The organism is Thermogemmatispora sp. (genome assembly GCF_019683755.1).
In the GTDB taxonomy this organism is placed as follows: Bacteria; Chloroflexota; Ktedonobacteria; order Ktedonobacterales; family Ktedonobacteraceae; genus Thermogemmatispora.
This window is the reverse complement of the sequence record NZ_JADGHT010000500.1, coordinates 1-2,553: the sequence shown is the minus strand read 5'-3', so window position 1 is coordinate 2,553 and position 2,553 is coordinate 1. Positions and strand designations below refer to the sequence as shown.

The window sequence follows — 2,553 nt, the reverse complement described above, 5'->3', positions numbered from 1 at the left end:
ACCCAGACCCCCCCAGTGGAGAAGAAATTCCCCCTCGCTGCCCCCGCTGCGGCAGCTACCTGAGGCCTGACGTCGTCTGGTTCGGCGAGCTACTACCCGAACAGACCTACTACCAGGCCCTGCAAGCCGTGCTCAGCTGCGATATCCTACTCGTAGTCGGCACCTCAGGGATTGTCGAGCCAACGGCCTCACTACCCCACACCGCCCTCAGAGCAGGAGCAATCGTAGCCGTCATCAACCCCGAAAGCACACCTCTGCTGGAGGAAGAGACCCCCTACGGACTCAAACCAGGTCGACTCTATGACCTGCGCGGCAAGGCGGGCGAGATTCTCCCAGCCCTCGTAAGAGCCACCTGGAAGACAACTACTAACACAGATCTCGCCCCCACCCACAACAATGAGAGTAACCCAGGACATCCCCCAAACAGAAGCCTGGACTAGCACCCTAAAGCAATCAGACAGACGATGAGAGGGCTGAGCTAAACGAAGCTAGACAGGGTAGTGTATACTAGAATCATCTAGTTGTCTAGATCAGTTCAGCCCAGGGGGAGGAAGAAAGCAGACCGTGGCCCGTATCAAACTTGCCTACATCGGAGGCGGCAGCACACGAGCCGCTGGCACAATGGCCTCATTCATCGCCCAAGGGGAGCACTTCAACGGCTCCGAGATTGTCCTGATCGACCTGAACGAAGAACACCTCAGGATTGTCCAAACCATTGCCCACAAACTAGCGCGCGCCCGAGGCCTCGACCTGACCATCGCCATCACTACCGACCGGCGCGCCGGACTGCGAGACTGTGACGCCGTTCTCACGAGCTACCGGCCAGGAGGATTCGAAGCCAGGCACCTTGACGAGAGCATTCCCCTCAAGCACGGCATCATCGGCCAAGAGACGCAGGGGCCAGGAGGCTTCTTCATGGCTCTGCGCAGCATTGCCGTGATGCAAGAGATCATCGCCGACATGGAAGCCGTCTGCCCACAGGCACGACTCTTCAACTACACCAACCCCATCAACATCATTTCGGAAGCCGTAACCCACCACAGCGCCATCCCAACCATCTCCCTCTGCGAGGGGCCAATCATGGACACCGCTCGCTTTGCGCGTTACGCCGGTCTTGACCCCGCCCAACTGAGCGTACGCTTTCGCGGCCTCAATCATGGCTCCTGGGGACTCAACCCGCGCTATGAGGGCCAAGACTTCCTCCCACTGCTGGAAGAGGCCTATGAGCGCCTGCGCCGCGAGCACCCAGAAGGCGAAGAGAGTACCGACCCTGAACTCCGCTACACCCTGCGACAGCTACGTCTGGCAATCACCATGCAAGCGCTCCCCAATCACTACCTGCAGTACTACTACTACAAGGACGAGCTACTAGCCGAACTACAAGCCAAAGCCACCACCCGCGCCCAAGATATCATGGCCAGCGTCCCCGACTACTGGTCCCACTACCGTGAGCAGGCCGAGCGAGAAGTTCCAGAGCTCGACCCAGCGCGCTCACGCGGGGGACTGCACGAACTCGAGCTTGCCATCGATGTCATGGACGCCATCTACAACGACCGCGGCGAACTCTGGTACGTCAACGTTCCCAACCAGGGTGCCCTGCCTGGACTACCAGACGACCGCGTTGTCGAACTCGTCGGCTACGTCGACCGTCACGGGGTCACCCCACTAGTCCACGAGCCACTACCAGCCCACCTGCGTGGCCTCATCAACCAACTAGCCGAATACCAGGCCCTCACCGCCGAAGCAGCCTGGCACGGCAATCGCCGCGATGCCATCCGAGCCCTAGCCAGCCATCCCCTCGTCCTCTCACTGAGCAAAGCAGAAGCCCTCTACGACGAGATGGCTGCCGCCCATCGCGCCCACCTCCCCGAGCGGCTCCTACACTAACTCATACTAACTAACCCAAAGAGGAAGAGGAAAGGGAGAACCATGAGGGAATGTGTGCTCGCAGTCGATGGAGGCAACACCAAGACGCTGGCTCTGGTGGCCACCCTCGATGGCCGGATTCGCGGCTGGGGACGAGCTGGCTGCGGGGACATCTACCACGTTCCCCGGGGAGAGCAAGCCAGCGAGGGCGAACCAGCCGCCCTGCGAGAAATCGAACGGGCGGTCGAGGCGGCGCTCAAGCAAGCCGGCTGCAGACCGAGCAACCTGGAAGCTGCCGTTTTCAACATGGCAGGTGCCGACTGGCCAGAAGACTTTGCCCTATTAGAGGCAGCCATGCGCGCCCGCGGCTACGGGCGACGACTCCTGATCCAGAACGACGCCCTGGGCGTCCTGCACGCCGCTTGCATGGACAGCCCCACCCACAGCGGAGTCGCCGTCATCTGCGGAACCGGCGCCGCCACCGGGGCCAGGGGACCCGACGGGCGCACCTGGCACTCGAGCCACTGGCAGGACAGCGTCCAAGGGGCCAACCAGCTTGGCCACCAAGTGCTGACGGCAGTCTTTCACGCCGAACTAGGCATCAGTCCCCCCACAACCCTACGTCAACGCGTGCTAGCCTACTTCGGCACCGACAGCGTCGAAGAGGTCCTCCACCGGACTCTAAAA

At 61.5% G+C, this 2,553-nt stretch carries 3 protein-coding genes; all 3 read left to right on the top strand.

The genetic code is table 11. The features are described 5' to 3' along the window. On the top strand, positions 1-440 hold a 440-nt coding region (locus IRZ24_RS19300; RefSeq protein WP_297168092.1), incomplete at its 5' end, for a Sir2 family NAD-dependent protein deacetylase. A 124-nt stretch (positions 441-564) separates the two neighbouring features. Then, complete coding sequence (locus IRZ24_RS19295; RefSeq protein ID WP_297168088.1) at positions 565-1,887, top strand: hypothetical protein; 1,323 nt, start codon at positions 565-567, stop codon at positions 1,885-1,887. A 42-nt stretch (positions 1,888-1,929) separates the two neighbouring features. Further along, positions 1,930-2,553 (top strand): BadF/BadG/BcrA/BcrD ATPase family protein (locus tag IRZ24_RS19290; RefSeq protein WP_297168085.1); only part of this gene is annotated, 624 nt, incomplete at its 3' end.